At 42.7% G+C, this 17,171-nt stretch carries 15 protein-coding genes; 8 read left to right on the plus strand and 7 right to left on the minus strand.

Features of this window, described 5'->3' with window-relative positions:
• Window positions 1-70: 70 nt before the first annotated feature.
• The 5 genes from ACT7WV_RS06790 to ACT7WV_RS06810 all read right to left on the minus strand — a co-directional run bounded on the left by ACT7WV_RS06790 (window position 71) and on the right by ACT7WV_RS06810 (window position 6,724).
• Window positions 71-2,476, minus strand: a complete 2,406-nt coding sequence (locus tag ACT7WV_RS06790; protein ID WP_445102176.1) for a hybrid sensor histidine kinase/response regulator — start codon at window positions 2,474-2,476, stop codon at window positions 71-73.
• A 90-nt stretch (window positions 2,477-2,566) separates the two neighbouring features.
• Window positions 2,567-3,220, minus strand: coding sequence for a chemotaxis protein CheW (locus ACT7WV_RS06795; RefSeq protein WP_445102177.1), 654 nt, complete (start codon window positions 3,218-3,220; stop codon window positions 2,567-2,569).
• A gap of 2 nt (window positions 3,221-3,222) precedes the next feature.
• Window positions 3,223-4,848 (minus strand): methyl-accepting chemotaxis protein, encoded by a 1,626-nt coding sequence (locus ACT7WV_RS06800; protein WP_445102178.1) that lies wholly within the window; start codon window positions 4,846-4,848, stop codon window positions 3,223-3,225.
• 31 nt (window positions 4,849-4,879) lie between these two features.
• Window positions 4,880-6,220 (minus strand): CheR family methyltransferase, encoded by a 1,341-nt coding sequence (locus tag ACT7WV_RS06805; protein WP_445102179.1) that lies wholly within the window; start codon window positions 6,218-6,220, stop codon window positions 4,880-4,882.
• A gap of 48 nt (window positions 6,221-6,268) precedes the next feature.
• On the minus strand, window positions 6,269-6,724 hold the full coding sequence (locus tag ACT7WV_RS06810; RefSeq protein ID WP_445102180.1) for a chemotaxis protein CheW: 456 nt from the start codon (window positions 6,722-6,724) through the stop codon (window positions 6,269-6,271).
• A 245-nt stretch (window positions 6,725-6,969) separates the two neighbouring features.
• Here ACT7WV_RS06810 and ACT7WV_RS06815 point away from each other — a divergent pair, with 245 nt between their 5' ends.
• From ACT7WV_RS06815 to ACT7WV_RS06835, 5 genes are all read left to right on the plus strand, one after another.
• Window positions 6,970-8,148, plus strand: a complete 1,179-nt coding sequence (locus ACT7WV_RS06815) for a GNAT family N-acetyltransferase (RefSeq protein WP_445102181.1) — start codon at window positions 6,970-6,972, stop codon at window positions 8,146-8,148.
• Between the two features lie 283 nt (window positions 8,149-8,431).
• Window positions 8,432-8,896 (plus strand): peptide-methionine (S)-S-oxide reductase MsrA, encoded by a 465-nt coding sequence (gene msrA, locus ACT7WV_RS06820; protein WP_445102182.1) that lies wholly within the window; start codon window positions 8,432-8,434, stop codon window positions 8,894-8,896.
• 73 nt (window positions 8,897-8,969) lie between these two features.
• Entirely contained in the window at window positions 8,970-10,634 is a 1,665-nt protein-coding gene (locus ACT7WV_RS06825; protein WP_445102183.1) for an ABC transporter substrate-binding protein, read from the plus strand.
• Window positions 10,635-10,774: 140 nt separating this feature from the next.
• Window positions 10,775-11,785 carry an ABC transporter permease gene (locus tag ACT7WV_RS06830; RefSeq protein WP_445102184.1) on the plus strand — a complete coding sequence of 337 codons (1,011 nt, stop codon included), beginning with the start codon at window positions 10,775-10,777 and terminating at the stop codon, window positions 11,783-11,785.
• A gap of 3 nt (window positions 11,786-11,788) precedes the next feature.
• On the plus strand, window positions 11,789-12,640 hold the full coding sequence (locus tag ACT7WV_RS06835) for an ABC transporter permease (protein ID WP_445102185.1): 852 nt from the start codon (window positions 11,789-11,791) through the stop codon (window positions 12,638-12,640).
• A gap of 618 nt (window positions 12,641-13,258) precedes the next feature.
• On the opposite strand, the gene ACT7WV_RS06840 is transcribed toward ACT7WV_RS06835, so the two are convergent.
• On the minus strand, window positions 13,259-13,651 hold the full coding sequence (locus tag ACT7WV_RS06840) for a RidA family protein (RefSeq protein WP_445102186.1): 393 nt from the start codon (window positions 13,649-13,651) through the stop codon (window positions 13,259-13,261).
• Between the two features lie 376 nt (window positions 13,652-14,027).
• On the opposite strand from ACT7WV_RS06840, the gene ACT7WV_RS06845 reads away from it, so the two are divergent.
• The 3 genes from ACT7WV_RS06845 to ACT7WV_RS06855 all read left to right on the plus strand — a co-directional run bounded on the left by ACT7WV_RS06845 (window position 14,028) and on the right by ACT7WV_RS06855 (window position 16,618).
• Window positions 14,028-14,297: a hypothetical protein gene (locus tag ACT7WV_RS06845; protein WP_445102187.1), complete on the plus strand. Its 270-nt coding sequence runs from the start codon at window positions 14,028-14,030 to the stop codon at window positions 14,295-14,297.
• A 126-nt stretch (window positions 14,298-14,423) separates the two neighbouring features.
• On the plus strand, window positions 14,424-15,587 hold the full coding sequence (locus tag ACT7WV_RS06850; protein WP_445102188.1) for a cupin domain-containing protein: 1,164 nt from the start codon (window positions 14,424-14,426) through the stop codon (window positions 15,585-15,587).
• A 29-nt stretch (window positions 15,588-15,616) separates the two neighbouring features.
• Window positions 15,617-16,618, plus strand: coding sequence for a sucrase ferredoxin (locus tag ACT7WV_RS06855; protein ID WP_445102189.1), 1,002 nt, complete (start codon window positions 15,617-15,619; stop codon window positions 16,616-16,618).
• Here the strand turns inward: ACT7WV_RS06855 and ACT7WV_RS06860 are convergent.
• A complete protein-coding gene (locus tag ACT7WV_RS06860) occupies window positions 16,587-17,042 on the minus strand; it encodes a GNAT family N-acetyltransferase (protein WP_445102190.1) in 456 nt (151 codons plus the stop codon). The two genes, ACT7WV_RS06855 and ACT7WV_RS06860, sit on opposite strands and share 32 nt — an antisense overlap.
• Window positions 17,043-17,171: the final 129 nt, after the last annotated feature.

A 17,171-nucleotide genomic window follows, 5' to 3' on the forward strand; every position in this document is an offset into this window, starting at 1 on the left:
CCATACACCCTTGTCCCCCTGATCCCACAACAAAATTTATGCATGCTATCAAGCGCGAGAAGCGCTATATTTACGCCTCGCCCACTAGGTCAATCACTGCCTCCAAAAAGGTATCATCTTGAAAACTACTCTTGGTCAAATAATAATTAGCTCCCACATCTAGACCTTGAATATAGTCTTCTTCACGGTCTTTGTAAGAAACAATAATCACCGGCAATGAGTTGAGAAAGGAGTGTTGCCTAATCTGGCTGACTAACTCAATTCCATTCATCCTGGGCATATCAACATCTGTAATTACTAAGTCGTAGTTACCCGTGCGAATGGCATTCCAAGCTTCTATACCGTTGACGGCTACTTCGACTTTATAGCCTTGGTTTTCGAGCAGCTTACGCTCAACTTCCCGGACTGTCAGCGAGTCATCAACCACTAAAATATGTGGGGACTGTTGAGCCAGAGAAACAGCACCTGCCTGAGTAACTGTACTCAACTGCTCGCCAGCAAGTAATCTATCTATAGAACGAACCAAGTCTTCAACATCAACAATTAAAATGATAGAGCCATCTTCTCTCATGGCAGCAGCACTAATATCTCGAACCTTTCCCAGGCGCGGATCCAATGGTCTGACCACCAAATCTCGCACCTCCAAAAACCGCTCTACAACTACCCCATAACGACGGTAGCGATCGCTATTGAGGGTGGTGCCTTTGGGAGAATCACTCACCACAACCACTGGTAAAACGGCTAACTCTGAGGTGGAGGGAGGCAACTCTAACAATTGATGAGCTGCTACCAGTCCGATATTTTGCTCATCCAACCGCAAAAATTGACGATTTTCGCTCACCGCAATTTCTGCTTTGGGAATCATCAAAACCCGGTCAATGCGTGACAGGGCAAAAGCATAAGCTTCTCCTGAAATTTCCACTAATAAGGCACGAATTACCGATAGAGTCAGGGGCAATTGTAAGTGAAAAGTCATTCCCCCCAAGGGTTGCGCCACAGCCCTTAGCAGCCCCCCCACCGACTCCACCATACTGCGCACGATATCTAAACCAACACCACGACCGGAAATTTCGGTGACATGATTAGAGGTAGAAAATCCCGGTAGGAATAAAAATTCTATAAGCTCTGTTTCTGTGAGCCGCTCAGCTATTGAAACACCCACCATGCCTTTACTAATAACATGGCGACGCAGTTGTTCAATATCCACCCCTCGACCATCATCAGCAACGGTAATTAACAACATTCCTGCTTGGTGAGTGGCTTCAATGCGCAGGTTTCCGACAGCAGGTTTGCCGAGTCTCAGCCTTTCCTGGGGCGACTCGATACCGTGATCAACCGCATTACGCAACAGATGAGTCAGGGGAGCTTCTAGTTTTTCGAGAATATCTCGGTCTACTTGAGTAGATTTGCCAATAATTTCAAACCGGATTTGCTTATCGAGCTCTTTTGCCAGATCGCGCACCATACGAGGAAAACCCTCAACTCCATCCGCTAATGGTCGCATTTGAGTAGCGATAACCTGGCGGTAGAGGCGATCAGAGATTTCGGCAGAACGACGGGCAAAAACTTCGAGTTGACTCAAGCGCTCAACCAGAATTTGATAGCATTGATCGGCTTTCTGGCGAGTGAGTTCTAGTTGCGCCTCTAGACGTTGATCAACATGGCGATTACTAGTTAACAAATTTTCCAAGTCTTGTGAGAGTTCTCTCTGACGCCGCCTGAGTGCATTTAAAGAATCAGCAAAAGGCAGTAACCAGTTAGCCTCTACCAAGGATTCACCCGCTAAACCCATCAGGCAGTTTAAGTTGGCGGCGCTGACGCGTACTCTCCTGTCTGTCTCCTGGGTAACTTGTGGGGGTTTACGAGGCACTGAGGGTGACGAGGACAATTCTAGGGCAGAATCTGTTTTTTCTGGCTCCTCGATACTTTCTGTGGTGGCACCCGGATTTTTGACAATGTAGGCTTGTCCAATTTCTTCTGAGAAAGACTGGTTACTTTCTAAGTTGGCTTCTCTAACTACTGGCTCGACAGCAGGATGATTATCTGCAACTAATGTGGCAGAGATCGCGCCGACTAGATTCTCAACTTCAGTGTTATGTTGAGAGAGCCATTTTTCTGAGTCGGTTTCAGGGAATTGAGCAAGGCGTAGTAGTAAATCGACTCCTTGCAAAAGCAGATCTATCTGGTTTGCTGAAAGGGTAATTTCCTCTTGTTGAGCAGCGACAAACCAGTCTTCCATGGCATGGGCAACTTTGACTGCTGGCTCAACTTGTACAATACGAGCGGCACCTTTGATAGAATGGGCTGCGCGCATCAAGTATTCCAGGACGAGCGATGATTCTGGGGCTGCTCCTTCTGTCTGATTTAGCTTCGCCTCAAGTGCCAAAAGCTTCTCGTTGAGTACTGCTGCTTGGGTTTCTACCTCCATACGGAATAAGTCCCGCATCGAGAAATTGCTCAAATCCTGATTAGCCATCGGTTAGAGTCAAAATTAAATATCCATCTGAGTAATCCTTAATCTTCAAGAAATGACTCTTAATTAATGGCAAAAGCCCCCTTCTTGCTGTTATAAAACCCTATGGTTGAGTGTGTAAAATAATAACTCATCATCTAAGTAGCTCACGCTTTTATCTTGCCAATTAATCATGGCTTTGGTGAAAGTACCTGTCGCTTGCGAAACGGTTGCAGGCACATTCTCTAAGTTTGTTTGATCAATTTGGTGCATGCCATAAATTTCATCAGCAGGAAATACCCATCGGCTTCCTTCTTTTTCAATCATTACCATTCGCTTATAGATAATCGGGCTAACAGAACGCTCAGGTGCTACTGTTTCTAGTTCTAAAAGGGCGCTTAGGGAAATGCAAATTTGGATTTCACCCCGAATACTCACTACACCAACAAGGATCTTATTGCTGCGATGAGGTAAAGTGTGGACGGGTGAAGGCTGTGTTACTTGGGTGAATACTGGTGCAGCTAGTGCTAGCCACTCCCTGCCTAAACGAAAAATGCTCACTGAGGTTATGCTGGCATTTTCTTCCTGCTTAGTCTTACTCAGCAGACTAGTCCACTCCTGCTGGTAACCTGCGGGTGCTTCACGTTCTAGTAATGTGCGCCCTGCTGCTGAGTAGACAGGACAATTGCGACAGTGAATCTGAGTTTCTAGTTTTGGGCAAGAGCGATCACCCCAGATACCAATTTTACGCCAGCAGTTGGTAGTCATCTTTAGTTGCTATTACTGAGTTTGAAGCGAGCATTTTCTTGCTGTAGACGGCGCGCGGCATCATTTAAGCGTTCAATCGCCCGGTTGGTATCACGCAAAGCTTCGGCTGTTTGGGTTGATGCTTCTCTTAATTGAAGCATTGCCTCGCTGATTTGTTGAGCTCCTTGAGACTGAGCATTCATCCCTTCATTGACTGTTTCAAAACGGGGATTTAAGGCTTGTACTTGTTGGATAATCTGTCCAACTTGCAGACTAATATTGCCCACATCTTCAACACCTTGACTGACTTCTTTGGCAAATTTATCCATTTCCATAACTCCCGTTGAAACAGCAGATTGCATCTCTTTAACCATGTCTTCTATATCTAAGGTAGCAACGGCCGTTTGGTCTGCTAGTCTACGGATTTCTTTAGCAACTACGGCAAAACCGAAACCATATTCTTTGGCTTTTTCGGCTTCAATGGCTGCATTGAGGGAGAGTAAATTTGTTTGGTCAGCAACTTTGGTAATTGTGGTAACGATGCTGTTAATATTGTTAGCTTTTTCACTAATAACACCCAATTTAGCTGATATAGAACTGGTAGAATCAGCCAACTGAACCATCGTTTTTTGCATTTTTCTCAGGTCTTGTTGACCATCACTTGCTGCTATGGTGGCACCTTGGGAAAGTTCGGTAACTTCATCCATTGTTTGCACCAGTTCTTCAGAATTAGCAGCAATTTGCCGTGCGGTGGCAACTACCTCATTAGTTGAGGCGACTTGTTGGGCAACTGCGGCTTCTAATTCCCTACCACTGGCGGCAATTTCTGTAGTAGAAGTGGTGATTTGAATACCAGATTGTTGCACTTGTCGGATTAGGGAATTCAGGCTTTGTGTCATACCACCAAAGGCAGTCAGTAATTTACCAAGTTCATCATTAGAAGTGGCCTCAATTTTGCTAGTTAGATCACCAGCAGAGACTTTTTCTGCTGCTTCTACCGCAACTTGTAAGGAGTTTTTGACGATACGAGCAATGATAAATGAAATCAATAAGCCAATAACTATAACAGCTAGGACACTCACCCAAGTTAAGTAACTTAAAAGATTTTTAGCTTGAGTAACAAACCTTTGTCTTTCCACTAATTGTCTGTCTTCAACCTGAGACATTTCCGCAAGTTTTTCTCGAACACTGTCCATGAGTTGCTTGCCTCGACCTGACAAGATTAAAGCTCTTAATTCTTGATCATTTCCCTCTCTTTTTAAAGCAATTGCTGTGGCTGTTTCAGCTATTTTTTGTTGAGATAGTTCTTGAAGCTGGTCAAATTTTGATAGCTGCTCAGGATTATTTTCAATTTTCTCTTTCAGGTCTGCAAAAACATTTTCTATTTTTTGAGTTGCCTTGTTATAGGGTTCGAGAAAATTTTCTCTGTTGGTATAAACAAAGCCACGTTGACCTGTTTCAGCATCAGTTATTAGTTGCTCTATTTGATCCAAATCTGATTTAATTTTATAGCTTTTAGAGACCAAGTCAAAAGAATTTGTTAAGGCAGTTGCCCCTATTTTGGTGATGACAGCACTCACAGTTGTTACTAAAACAATAACACCAAAGCCTAGAAGCACTAGTTGATCTAGTTTAATTTTTCTGAGCATTACAACCACTTTTTGATAAAATTTCTAGTAATTAAGTAGTATAACTACTCTGGCTCTTGCGCAGTCTTTGAAGACGCTGCCGTATAATAGCTGCACCCTTGAAGTCTCCCTGAGTTTCTTGAAGTAATGCAAGGTGAATCAGCGCCTCGTAGTGGTTTGGTTTTAAATAAACTGCCTTACGAAAGTGTTCTGTCGCCTCTCGCTCATTGCCTTTAGCTTGAAGCAATTGACCAAACAAAAAATGTGCTTCAGCATTGAACCGATTGTGGCTTAGATAGTTTTCGCATAGGGTGATAGCCTGTTTTAACTGCCCCTGATCTGCTAAATTTCTAGCAGTTTCTAGTGTTGTTTCTCTAGGTTTGCTGTCCTTGGTTAATCGAGGATAATTTGGTGGTATGCGATATGATGAAGACAAATTTTCTTGAAGTTTCTGGTTAACTAAAGAGTCCCCTGATCGTCCAGACTTAGTTATCTCCAAGTCTGGGAATTTGCTGGGAAATTTATCAGTTTTAGTGGCCTTATTTTTCGGTTTTTTCTGTAGGCAAACTGGCTCTATTTTTTCTAATTTGTCTGGTTTTTCTGCTATTTTTTGAAAGACAAAAGCTAGGGGATACTTAACGGCAACAAATTTAGCTGATGATATGGGAATGGCTTCCGAAGAACCAACAAATAATCTCCCATTGTCCACCAATAAATTGTCCAACATACGCACAACTTTCTCTCTCGCTGATTGCTCTAAATAAATTAGCAAGTTGCGACAAAAAATTACATTATAAGGTTTTTGCAACAGCGGTAGCTGAGGTTCTAGTAAATTACCGTGGCTGAATTTAACAGTACGGCTGATTGATTCAAGTAACTGATAACCATCTGCTGTCTGCGAAAAATAATGTTTTCGGAAACTCAGATTGTTTCCTCGAAAGGAATTCCTCGTGTAGAGAGCTCGTCGTGCATAATCCAGGGATTTTTGGCTGATGTCAACTGCATCTATGCTGAAATTTTTTGAGTTTAATCCAGCTTCTTGAAGAGTGATGGCAATGGAGTAGGGTTCTTCACCGGTTGAACAGGGTAAACTCAAGATGCGCAGCACACTATTTGGGTAGGAAGGTTGCCATTCTAACTGGACATATTTCTTGAGGTAACGATAAGCTTCGCGATCGCGAAAAAACCAAGTCTCTGACACTACTATATCTTCAACTAGAGCCTCTAGTTCTACCGTTGATGTTTGCAGTTTTCTTAGGTAAACTTCTAGGTTAGGCAGACCACAAACAGCCAAGCGTTGCTGTAAAATATGGGCAATGGTACTCGAACCAATAGCGAGGACTTCCAGACCAATTTTTTTTCTAAGAAAAGCTTCAATTGCTGCCTGCGACATAGATAAGGCTTTCCTTTAACATTTTTTAATTGTTCTGATGATTCAATTTTAGTTGATCTCCGGCATCAGGTATCTTTGTTGTGATTCGGAGAACAGGTAATCTAGTCGAATACATTGAATTATTCCTTGCTCATCTGTAACAATTTCCCCTAAACTATAAGTGTTTTTTCCGATATCTTCTGTTCTTTTAAAGTCAGTTGATTCGATATCCAGAGTTTCTGTAACTCTTTCAGCAATTAAGCCCAATTGATAAGTTATCTGCTTGCTGCTCCAATAATTAACTATAATAATTCTGGTGCTTAGCTGAGGACAGGCAGAGTTTCCCACCAGCAGTTGACATAAGTCAATTACAGGTATGATTTGGTTGCGGTAGTGCAGTAAACCAGCAACATATTTAGGCGAGCGTGCCATTTTTTTTAGTTCTACTAAAGGTACTATCTCTACAATCGGCTGACTGGAAAGTGCATATCGTTGTCCACCTATATAAAAAAGTAGCATTAACATTTTTATGTCTATTTATCTAGTTTATCTGGCTAAATAATTTTAGCCTTAGTTGCCTATTTGCTACCTAATTTTTTGATGGCTTTTTATTAATAATTTTGTTGTTATTTAGTCAGCCCTCAAGCAAACAAAAAAGAAGTAGGAGTTTCATGGTTCTACCACGAGAAAGTACAACAAAATAACTCGCTGAAGTCGGTTATCTTTGTGTTAAATTTTAATTGCTTTTGTAGCATAAACCCAAATTAATCATGGCATCCCAGCTTGAATATAGTGCCGTATCCAACCCCCAAGAACTGCAACAGCTTGGGATAATTGACTCTCAATGCTTCGGTACACCACCTACTGACGCTCAGCGTTACCTCGACATTATTGGTAGGGAAAACTTCCGCCTGATCCGTCAAGGAGGACAAGTGATTGGTGGTTTGGCAATTTATCCTCTGGGGCAATGGTACGGTGGTTTTCGAGTACCCATGGCAGGAATTGCCGCTGTTGGCATTGCACCAGAGTATCGCGGCACAGGAGCAGCTTACTATTTAATGAGTCAAACGCTCCAAGAACTCAATCGCTTAGAGGTGCCAATTTCTGTACTCTATGCCGCAACTCAAGGGCTATATAGAAAGGTAGGATACGAACAAGGTGGAATTAGATGTCGTTGGGAATTACCTGTCGCCAGTATTAATCTCCGAGAACGCCATCTTCCTCTGCATCAAGTAAACCCCGTAAGCTACGAAGTTTTTGAGCAAATCTACAAACAGCAAGCACAAGCTAATAATGGGAATTTAGATCGAAATCAAGCAATTTGGCAGCAATTGTTAGCATCACAACCAGGAAAGATACTCTATGCCTATGTAATTGGTTCACCTAACCAACCTGAAGGCTATGGGATTTTCACTCAACATTGCCAAGCGAATAACTTGACGATTAATCTTAAAGACTGGGCGGTACTAACAACGGCAGCCGCAAAGCGTTTTTGGACATTTCTTGCAGATCATCGCTCCCAGGTTAATCAAGTACGTTGGCAGAGTTCAGCACTTAACCCTTGGATGTTACTCTTACCTGAACAAACGGCGAACATTGTTAATAAAGAACACTGGATGCTGCGTATTATTAATCTTCCTCTAGCTTTAGCACAACGAGGTTATCCCCTGGGAATAGAAACTCAATTGCACTTGAAAGTTAAAGACGATTTAATTGCGGCTAACAACGGTAAATTTTGTTTGAAAGTGTCCGAGGGACGAGGTGAAGTTACCCCCGGAGGTAAGGGGGAACTACAACTGGATATCAGGGGTTTGGCTCCTCTTTACAGTGGGTTATTTACCCCTGATCAATTGCAATTGATGGGTTATCTGAAGGCAACAAAAGAAGCTTTATTGGCGGCAAAGTTGTTGTTCTCTGGCTCTGAGCCTTGGATGCCGGATTTCTTTTAATAACTATAGTTATCTTTAATGATTCACGGGTAAGAAAAATTAACCACAGATGGAGGTGGATATAGTAATCCTATTGGATTTTCCAACAAAGGGAGACAAGGGAGAGGCGGAGCATACAGCAAACAAGCTCGTCGGCTATTTCACAGGAATAAGGGAGATAAGGGAGATAAGGGAGCATCTCCTTGAGGATTGCTGTAAAATATGCCGCTTTCACAATTTAGTGAAGATAGCTATTTTTTATAAGTAAATTGGAGAAAGTGAGCCAAAAAATGGAAAAATAACAATGGAAAAAGCTACTTTCGGAGCGGGTTGTTTTTGGGGAGTAGAGGCAGCCTTTGCACAAGTTAAAGGGGTAAAATCTACTTCAGTCGGATATATGGGAGGGCACTTTCCTAACCCTTGCTATCTTGATGTGTTATCGAGGATTACGGGTCATGCAGAAGTGGTTCAGGTAGAGTATGACCCGGAAATAGTCAGGTATGAGGAACTACTGGAGGTGTTTTGGCAGATCCACGATCCCACTTCACTAAATCGCCAGGGCGCAGACAGAGGAGAACAGTATCGCTCTGTGATATTCTGCCACAATACCCAGCACGAGGAAACCGCCAGAAAATCGAAGCGCCAGTTCCAACTATCTGGCAAGTTCGATAAGGCTATTGTCACAGAAATTAAGCCAGCCTCAGCTTATTATTTAGCCGATGAGTCTCATCAGCATTATTTTGAGAAACAAAAACGACAGATAAAGTAAAAGTAGTTAGACCAGTCCCATGCAGCCCTGGAAAAATTAAGATGGACGATAAACTAATCAGGAGTCGGTTGCAATGAGGCTTGGTCGGCGTTCTAACTCAGTTATTTTGGCATTTGTTGCCTTTGTTTTAGCAATATTTCTCTCAAACTGCGATAACTCCCCCAATCAAACTAGTAATAACCCAGCAGTTGCTCCCACTGGGGCGTTGGTTTATGGTTCCGTCGGACAGCCTGTAAATCTAGAACCGGGAAATATCACCGACGGCAACTCAATTATTGTGCAGCGACAAATCTATAATTACCTGGTGGATTTTAAGCCCGGTACTACCGATCTTCAGCCGAGTCTAGCTAAGGAGTGGACGGCTTCTGAAGACGGCAAAACCTGGACATTTAAACTGCAAGAAGGAGTTAAATTTCACGATGGCACAGACTTTAATGCAGAAGCTGTGAAGTTTAACATCGAACGCTGGTGGGATCCACAGAGTGAGTTTGGCTACCGCGACGCGGGGAAAATCTACGAGATTTGGGGGCAGCTTTTTGGGGGTTACAAGGGGACTCCCGAATCTTTATTACAAGAGGTAGTGACCCAGGATGAATTTACAATTAAATTTGTCCTCAAACAACCCTTTGCAGGTTTCCCCTCAGCCATGGCTTCCGGTTACTTTGGCATTGCTAGCCCAGAAGCAATTAAGCAAGCTGGTGCTCAATACGGTACACCCTCTTCCTTGGCTGTGGGAACTGGCCCATTTATTTTCCAAGAATGGCGCACAGATGATCGTATTGTGCTAGAGAAAAACCCTAACTACTGGAAACCAAACTTGCCTAAGTCAGAGCAACTAGTAGTTCGTTTTATCAAAGATCCGGCGGCAAGATTAGCTCAACTGCGGGCTGGGACAATTGACTTTACTGTAGATCTTACCCCAGACCAGTTGGCAGAAATTAAGAGCGATTCTAACTTAGAATCTGTCTTGCGCCCTTCTTTTAATGTGGGTTACCTAGCCCTTAACCCTAGCTACGAACCGCTAGCAAAACCGGAAGTGCGTCAGGCGATCGCCATAGCGATTAACTACAAGGAAATTGTCAAGGCTTTCTGGAATGAATTGGGTAAAAACGATGCTCACTTTACTCCCCCCTCACTCCAGGAGTTTCAGTCAGCTCAAGTAACAGGCTATCAGTACAACCCAGAGCGAGCCAAGCAAGTCATCGCTGCGGCGGGTTACCCCAATGGCTTTGATCTTGAGCTTTTCTACATGCCTGTTAGTCGTCCCTATTTTCCTAATCCTAAACCGATTGCTGAAGCCTTTGCCGCTGAACTAAGTGCGATCGGCATTAACGTCAATCTACAAACCAAAGACTGGGCAGCATATCTTGAAGATCGTAACAAACCCCCCGGTTATCAAGCTTTTATGCTGGGCTGGACGGGTGACTATGGTGATCCAGATAACTTTTACTATCCCCACTTTGGTCCTGGGGCTACTTTAGACTTGGGAGGCTGGAAAAATGAGACACTCCTCGAACTTTTGAATGAGGGTCGAGTCACCAAGAAACAGGCTGAACGGAGTAAAATCTATGCCAAGGTGGACGAAATTGTGGCTCAAGAGGCTGTGCGCCTACCCATTGTCCACTCGCAACCCTTGTTAGCTAAACGTAAGTACCTCAAGGGTTGGAATCCTAGTCCCTTAGGTTCAGAAGTTTTTGATGGGCTGGAAAAGGGTGTTGCACAATCAGGGGATGAATAAAGGACAAGGGAGAAAAGGGAGACAAGGGGGAGAAGAATTGCTGAAAATTTTCCATCATCTCGCAACTGGTAACGTCTTGAAAAGAGTCTATCAATCCTAGAAAATTTAGTCGCTTCAAACCTGCAACCTGATCACCTTTTATGGCTCTCTACATTGCCAGACGCCTACTCAATTTAGTACCAGTGCTGTTGGGCATCACCCTTTTAGTTTTTGTCTTGCTGCACTTAATTCCTGGTGATCCAGCCTTAGTCATCTTAGGGGAGCGTGCCACTCCGGAACAAGTCGAGGCTTTGAGGGAGCAGTTAGGTTTAAATAGACCACTGCTATTACAATACTTTAGCTTTTTGGGCGATATATTTCGCCTTGACTTAGGCAAGAGCATCATCAGCGGCGTTCCGATCGCTCAAGAAATTCAAACCCGCTGGCCTGCTACTTTTGAGTTATCGTTGGTGGCAATGCTAATTGCTCTGATTTTGGGGATTCCGGTAGGTGTTTTGGCCGCAGTTCGCAAAAATAGCCTCTGGGATAACTTAACCATGAGTGGCTCTTTGCTTGGTGTTTCCCTACCAGTGTATTGGTTGGGGTTACTGTTAATTTACCTATTCGCCGTCAATCTCCATTGGCTACCACCCAGCGGGCGCATTAGTATTGATGCGGGATTAAACTTCCGACCAATTACTGGCTTTTATCTAATCGATACCTTGCTCAGACTAGATATCAAAGCTTTCCAAGATGTAGTGGCTCACCTGATTTTACCAGCTCTGACTCTAGCGACGATTCCTTTAGCAATCCTGGCTCGCATTACTCGCAGTGGGATGCTGGAAGTCCTCTCACAAGATTATATCCGCACGGCCAGGGCAAAGGGGGTTTTGGAGCGTTGGGTAATTTTTCGCCATGCGCTCAAGAACGCCATGCTGCCTATAGTGACGATTATCGGTCTACAATTCGGTAAACTTCTCGGTGGTGCAATTCTTACAGAAACTATTTTCTCTTGGCCAGGAATTGGCTCCTGGGTTTACGAAGGGATTCTAGCGCGAGACTATCCGGTGGTACAAGGTGGGGTGATTTTTGTGGCTATGGCTTTTGTAATGATTAATCTTTTGGTCGATGTCTGTTATGGTCTTTTGGATCCGAGGATTCAGTATAAGTAGTAAATGAAACTATCGGATCACAAAGCCTGCCAACGGTTTTGGCAATCTAGTTCAGGTAAAATTGGTCTTGGTCTTGCGATCGCTATTTTATTGGTAGCACTGCTTGCCCCGATTCTCAATCCCTATGATCCTTCAACAGACAGGAATTACGCCGCCCGTTTGCAGCCTCCCAGCATCCAGCATTGGTTCGGTACTGATGGTTTGGGACGAGATCTCCTCGACTTAGTATGGTACGGTTTACGGACTTCTCTGGTGATTAGCTTGGTGTCAGTGGGTTTAGGACTATTAGTTGGTCTACTGTTGGGACTGGTGGCTGGCTATTTCCGAGGCTGGCTGGAAACTATCATCGGTTGGCTGACGGATATTCTTCTGGCTTTTCCTTCAATTCTCTTAGCGATCGCAATTGTCACAGTCACTGGCCCTAGTATTAAAAGTGTCATGATCGCCGTGGGAGTAGTGCAAATCCCGGTTTTCATCCGGTTGACCCGCAGTATGGTACTCTCATTCAGGGAGCAGGATTTTATCCAAAGTGTTCATGTCTTAGGTGCCACGCCAGGGCGAATTATCTTCCGGCACATCTTACCAGCAAGCTTGCCGCCCTTAGTCGTGCAAGCCACTCTTGACCTTGGCACCGCTACCTTAGAAGCTGCTGGTTTAGGTTTTTTAGGCTTAGGAGCTCAGCCTCCAACCCCCGAATTGGGTACAATGCTCTCTGATGCCTTTAAAGGTGGCTATTCTCTCTCTTCACCCTGGACTATCTTGTTCCCAGGTTTATTGATTACGCTAACTGTTTTGGCTTTTAACCTGCTAGGTGATGGTCTAAGAGACGCTCTCGATCCTCGATCCAGCCTTTAAAAAGGCAAAACTGCCCTCTGCCCTCTGCCCTCTCTGCTTACTAGTTATTTCTAGCTTGCCAAAGCGAAATTATCAACAGATGAGATTCCGTCAATCAGGGCTGTTGCCAAATCAGGGAATTAAGATCAGGGCAAAAGTAATCGCTGAAAACCCCAACTCATCTGGTGGCTAGGCAACGAAGCAAAACATCTTTGCCTCTTACTTGACAAAAGATATCAATAAAACTATATTTTATTCCAGTGTTGTTCTCTTCTCTAACACCAACCAAAAGGTGAGACACAGGGGCGTAAACCATCTCCTCTGTGCCACTTTTTTCACTCTTAGATTATGAAGATCAAGCTTGTTATTTGCACAAAATAGGTTTGTTATATCAAGTTTATTTGTCTTATTTTTATGAGAAATAGCTAGTTTTAACTGACTGAGGTAATCTAAAAAAAGGTTGCATAACTCAAAACCTGCGGTTGACTAGCAGTTAATTTAATCAAGAAATCAGCGATTATTTAGTAGCCAAAAGCTATCTAGTAATAATCGCTAACTTCTGTAATGATCAGCTAGATAGCCCGGTTTAATTGCCTCATAAGTCTAAGTCTAAATAGCAGTGATCTAAATGACAGAAATTCAAGGCAAAACTGCGATACATTCTATTTCTACCAAAACGTTTTTTGGTAGACGGGAAACTTGAACGCAAGCACGAGCTGGAGCAGATGATGTATCAAAGTAGCGGGCGTAGACTTCGTTCATGGCGGCAAAATCATCCATATCTGCCAAAAACACTGTGGTTTTCACAATATTACTAGTTTTAGCCCCAGCTGCGGTCAGTATAGCTTCAAGATTTGCCATCACTTGCTCTGTTTGTTGAGTGACATCTTCAGCACCCACAACTTGACCAGTACTGGGTTCAAGAGCAATTTGACCAGCAACAAACAGCAGTTGACCGCTAGCGACAATCCCTTGATTATAGGGCCCTACTGGTGCTGGTGCCTTGTCAGTGCGTATAATTTTTCTGGTCATGATTTGTTAGCTCCAGGATTTGAGTTGTCAAGCTTTTACTCAAAACCATAACAGCTTAAAGACTCTACTGAAAATCTGAAGTTGTGACTACTAAGCCTCCCAGAATGATTAATGATGCTCTATACAAAAAACCACCTTGGCTTTATATCTGATTAATTTAGTCTGAGAGAGTAACTAGTCTTGAGGATAATTTAAAGAGAATGGGTCAAGGGTTAAGTCCCCTCCATTCCTTAAATGTATCTTTTTGTACTGGTGTAGTTTGCCAATTCTTAATAGAAGTTCCTATTAGTTGACTTCGTTATTGAAATTGGTTAAAGTTGAAAAGTCTTAATAAAAGACAATCTAGGTGAATTAATGGGGGTACACCTCTCATTAATTGACTAAGATTATCACCAAGTACCACTCTAACTCCTTAACTGCGGGGCAGTTAGAGAGGTTAAAAGGGCAAAATCTACAGGCAATTAACAAAATGTCAGAACAAATCAAGGTCTCAGAACAACAGCACTCTCGTGTCAGCAAGATTCAGATCGAAGTTAAAGAAATCATCAAGCCTGCGTCGAGAAAAAACATTGATTCTTACCTGAATGCAGATGCTGACGGTAGCGACATCAGTGCCGACGCCGATGGCAGTGACATTAGCAATTAGTAATTGCTAGCTATCATCATTAATAATACATATCAGGAGTAAGAAGGTATACTGTTACACTTCTCTCCTGATATAAAAACCTGTAATATTATTTTTTTACCAAACTGTTGCGAATCTTTATCGATAATGAATTCCTTAATCAATCTCCTAAAACCCTACAGTGTAGAGGAATTTCTAAACACCCACTGGACAAGCAAAGCCCTTTTCGTACCCAGTGGAGAAAAAAGCAAATTTGCTCACCTGTTTTCCTGGGAAAAACTCAACTATCTACTGAATTTTCATCAGTTCAAATATCCCGAACTCCGCCTAGCGTTAGATGGAAAGGTTCTTGATGAAAGTAAAAATAAAGACATTACAAAGCTTTGCCAAGAGGGAGCAACTCTGATTGTCAATCAAGTAAATAAATTCATCCCAGAAATTGCCGCTTTTGCTACGGAAGTCACATATGATTTAGGCTACGGTACTCAAGTAAATTCTTACTGTTCTTGGCCGGGAAGACAAGGCTTTTCCTCCCACTACGATACTCACGAAGTTTTCATCTTACAAATAGAAGGCAGAAAAGAATGGCATGTATTTCCTGATACATTTAAATACCCTTTAGTTGATCAAAAATCAGCATCTCTTACACCTCCAGAAGGAGAGCCGTACCTAAGCTGTACTTTAAGCCCAGGGGATGTTCTCTATATCCCACGGGGACACTGGCACTATGCAGTAGCTTTAAATGAACCATCTCTGCATCTCACTTTGGGAGTGCATTGCCAGACAGGTGTTGACTTTCTGGAATGGTTAATAGGTGAGTTACGTCAGCAAGAAAAGTGGCGTAGAAATCTGCCGTTACGCTTAGATAAAGTCCCGGTAGAATCTTACTTAGACAGCTTAAAAGAAGATTTAGATAAGTATATTTATCATAACAATATTGCTCATGAGTACATCAGTTATCTTGATAGTTTAGGTAGACCAATAGCCAAGTATTCTCTGCCCCAACAAGCAGGGTTCAATATATTTCCCCAAGGGACGCAAACCCTATTTACCGTCCCTGCATTACAGCGAGTTACAATTTCCGAACTACCGGAAGGTAACGGCTGTAAAATTATTGTTTCAGGTAAAGAAGTTTCTCTCAAAGGCGTTCCTCGCTCTTTTGCTGAAACTATATTTAACAAAGAGTGCTTCATGGGCAATGAGGTCATGAGTTGGCTACCGGATTACGATTGGGAAATTGATATTGTTCCCCTTTTATATCGTTTAGTCATAGAAGGCATCGTTTTCGTTGAAACCACCACAAATCAATAAAAATAGCTAGATGAGGATAAGTAAAATAAATGGACAATTACTTTTGTGCTGAATATTCCCGTCAGGCAGGAGAGGACATTATTGGCAGTGGCACCAATCACCAAACTTACGTTTTGGTGGAATGTCCAACTCCCTGGGCTCCGAATGCCTTAGATTCTAAACATGTTCCCGAAGATCTCAGAAGTTTAGCAACTGAAGTTGAGCGGCTGAAATTACCAGTTAGATTCCTGTTACTAGCACCGCCAAAATCAAAGCTAACAAACAGCACCAAAGTTTTGATTTATGATCAGCAAGAGGGTCTTGCTCAGGGTTATACTCAAAAAGAGTTTAATCTGGACAACATTAGTCAGGCAGCTACTGTCATCCGCCAGCACCTACAGGGAGAAACTGCGGAATGGCAAGTTGAACAAAGTGGTAAACGAGATATTATTATCTGTACTCATGGTAGCCACGATAAGTGCTGTGCTCGCTATGGTAATCCCTTTTACCGACAAGCTTTGAGTACTGTTACTGAGTTATCTTTGAGTAATGTTCGCATCTGGCAAGCCAGTCACTTTGGTGGTCATCGGTTTGCGCCAACAGCCATAGACTTTCCCGAAGGAAGATACTACGGAACTCTTGATCAAGAATCATTCAAATCTATTTTGACCCGTAGCGGAGATCTCACCTGCTTAAATCGAGTTTATCGAGGCTGGGGTATGTTACCAACCCAAATACAGGTTTTGGAAAGGGAATTAATTCTCCTACAAGGCTGGGATTGGTTTAACTACAAAGTCTCAGGAAAAATTATAGAAAAGCGTTCAGAGAACAGCTTCATTAAAGCTGAGATAAATTTCCAGAAACCGAGTGGTTCCACCTACAATTACCGAGCTGAGCTACTAAAAAATGAAAGCAAAACAGTTCGGATGAAAGGTTCTTGTGGTGCCATGAATGAGTCAGAATTTATTAAATATTCTGTAGAAAATCTTCGGCTTTATTCGGGACGTCTACCAAAAACAATTATCCGTTACCCCGAAAAAGTGGCAAGTTAATCGACATAAAGGTATGGGGAAGACCAAGGAAATCAAAAGGTTCACCATCTCTGGAAAAACTGAGGCGATTGTAAAAACCTAGAGAGTCAATCCGAGCCATTAACCTGACACTCTTAAGATTTTTTTTATGGGCTTGGTCGAGTAGTCTTGTTATTAATTTTGTGCCTATTCCTTGATTGCGGAACTCGGACAGTACTGCCACGTAGGCAATGCTTCCTGTATTGTCGGATAATTCCCGCAATCGGGCCGAACCAATTACTCTATCATTGTCGATGGCAACCAGATGCAAAGCATTATTATCATGCTTGTCTCTTTCGGAACCTTTCTCCATTCCCAAAGGTTTTCTCAGGACAAGCCAACGCTGATAGTACATATCCTCTAATTCTTGTTGGTTTTTGGGGAAACGCAATTCAATATCAGGCATTTTTCTGCGGACAAAAGACTTGTTTGTGCTAATCAACAACTTAGTAACTCTTAGAAAAAAGGTACTTATTAAGTTGCCAAAAATGAGGAATAGAGCATTTTTCTCATAAATACAAAAGCATGATAGCAG

The organism is Symploca atlantica LB2515 (genome assembly GCF_052546295.1).

What these genes read in the sequence shown, in the direction of transcription:
- ACT7WV_RS06790 (WP_445102176.1), bottom strand. Translation starts at nt 2,476, where the DNA reads ATGGCTAATCAGGATTTGAGCAATTTCTCGATGCGGGACTTATTCCGT.
- ACT7WV_RS06795 (WP_445102177.1), bottom strand. Translation starts at nt 3,220, where the DNA reads ATGACTACCAACTGCTGGCGTAAAATTGGTATCTGGGGTGATCGCTCT.
- ACT7WV_RS06800 (WP_445102178.1), bottom strand. Translation starts at nt 4,848, where the DNA reads ATGCTCAGAAAAATTAAACTAGATCAACTAGTGCTTCTAGGCTTTGGT.
- ACT7WV_RS06805 (WP_445102179.1), bottom strand. Translation starts at nt 6,220, where the DNA reads ATGTCGCAGGCAGCAATTGAAGCTTTTCTTAGAAAAAAAATTGGTCTG.
- ACT7WV_RS06810 (WP_445102180.1), bottom strand. Translation starts at nt 6,724, where the DNA reads ATGTTAATGCTACTTTTTTATATAGGTGGACAACGATATGCACTTTCC.
- ACT7WV_RS06815 (WP_445102181.1), top strand. Translation starts at nt 6,970, where the DNA reads ATGGCATCCCAGCTTGAATATAGTGCCGTATCCAACCCCCAAGAACTG.
- msrA (WP_445102182.1), top strand. Translation starts at nt 8,432, where the DNA reads ATGGAAAAAGCTACTTTCGGAGCGGGTTGTTTTTGGGGAGTAGAGGCA.
- ACT7WV_RS06825 (WP_445102183.1), top strand. Translation starts at nt 8,970, where the DNA reads ATGAGGCTTGGTCGGCGTTCTAACTCAGTTATTTTGGCATTTGTTGCC.
- ACT7WV_RS06830 (WP_445102184.1), top strand. Translation starts at nt 10,775, where the DNA reads ATGGCTCTCTACATTGCCAGACGCCTACTCAATTTAGTACCAGTGCTG.
- ACT7WV_RS06835 (WP_445102185.1), top strand. Translation starts at nt 11,789, where the DNA reads ATGAAACTATCGGATCACAAAGCCTGCCAACGGTTTTGGCAATCTAGT.
- ACT7WV_RS06840 (WP_445102186.1), bottom strand. Translation starts at nt 13,651, where the DNA reads ATGACCAGAAAAATTATACGCACTGACAAGGCACCAGCACCAGTAGGG.
- ACT7WV_RS06850 (WP_445102188.1), top strand. Translation starts at nt 14,424, where the DNA reads ATGAATTCCTTAATCAATCTCCTAAAACCCTACAGTGTAGAGGAATTT.
- ACT7WV_RS06855 (WP_445102189.1), top strand. Translation starts at nt 15,617, where the DNA reads ATGGACAATTACTTTTGTGCTGAATATTCCCGTCAGGCAGGAGAGGAC.
- ACT7WV_RS06860 (WP_445102190.1), bottom strand. Translation starts at nt 17,042, where the DNA reads ATGCCTGATATTGAATTGCGTTTCCCCAAAAACCAACAAGAATTAGAG.